This window comes from Mycobacterium sp. E3251, assembly GCF_001666835.1.
GTDB lineage: Bacteria > Actinomycetota > Actinomycetes > Mycobacteriales > Mycobacteriaceae > Mycobacterium.
Map to the genome: position 1 here is coordinate 1 of NZ_LZJF01000001.1, position 1,232 is coordinate 1,232.

The 1,232-nt window shown below is 68.4% G+C and carries 1 protein-coding gene and 1 pseudogene; both read left to right on the forward strand.

Annotation, left to right across the window (positions count from 1 at the left end; genetic code table 11):
• Positions 1 to 618 (forward strand): annotated as a pseudogene (locus tag A5697_RS00005) (mammalian cell entry protein); the annotation flags it as partial.
• Positions 615 to 1,232, forward strand: a 618-nt coding sequence (locus A5697_RS00010) for an MCE family protein (protein WP_156673015.1), incomplete at its 3' end; no start/stop codon positions are given. The pseudogene A5697_RS00005 and the gene A5697_RS00010, both read left to right, overlap by 4 nt.

Here is a 1,232-nt window from a genome sequence, read left to right on the forward strand (position 1 = left end):
GCCAACCTGCTGCCGTATTGGATTCTGCAGCCGTTCGTCGACGCCGCCTTCAAGAAGCGCGGCATCGACCCGGAGAACTTCTGGCGCAGCGCCGGGCTGCCCGAGTTCCGCTGGCCCGACCCCAACGGCACCCGGTTCCCCAACGGCGCACCACCGCCCGCGCCGCCGGTGCTCGAAGGCACACCCGATCACCCGGGACCGGCCGTCCCACCCGGAACGGCGTGTTCCTACACCCCACCACCCGACGCGCTGCCGCGGCCATGGAACCCGTTGCCGTGCACCGGTGTTGACGTCGGCCCGTTCGGTGGCAGTTTCCCGGCGCCGATCGACGTAGCCGCCTCACCACCGAACCCCAACGGCCTGCCACCGTCGCCGGGCATCCCGATCGCCGCACGCCCCGGCGAGGCACCACCCGATGTCCCCGGCACACCGGTACCGCTGCCCATCCAGGCACCGCCGGGCGCGCGCACCGAGAACCTGCAACCCGCCGGCCCCACCCCACCACCGTCGACGTTCGCGCCCGCGCTGCCCCCCGGCCCGCCCGCGCCCCCGGGACCCGGCCCCCAGCTGCCCGCTCCGTTGATCAACCCGGGCGGCACGGGAGGTAGCCAAAATTGAATAGATTCCCCGATTTCGGAAAACCGCGGCCCCGGACGGTCATCGGCGTGCTGGTGGTACTGCTCGCCCTGTTCGCCGGCGCCCTCGGCTGGCGGCTCTATCAGAAGGTCGCCACCAACACCGTGGTCGCGTACCTGCCGGAAGCCAACGCACTCTATGCCGGCGACGAGGTCCAAATCATGGGCATTCGCGTGGGATCGATCGACAAGATCGAGCTGGCCGGCGACAAGATAAAAGTGACGTTTCACTACGACAACAAGTACAAGGTGCCCGCGAACGCGTTCGCCGTCATCGTGACCCCCACCGTGGTGGCGACGCGCAGCATCCAGTTGGAGCCGCCCTATAACGGTGGTCCGGTCATGGGCGACAACGCCGTCATCCCCATCGAGCACACACAGGTTCCGACAGAGTTCGACGAAACGCGCGAGAGTCTCGCCAATGTCGTCTCCAAACTCGGGCCGACACCCGAGCAACCCAAGGGCCCCCTCGGTGAGGCCATCGAGTCGTTCGCCGACGGGCTGGCCGGCAAGGGCAAGCAGATCAACACCACGCTGAACAGCCTGTCGCGGTCGTTGACCGCGCTGAACGAGGGCCGTGGTGACTTCTTCGCGGTG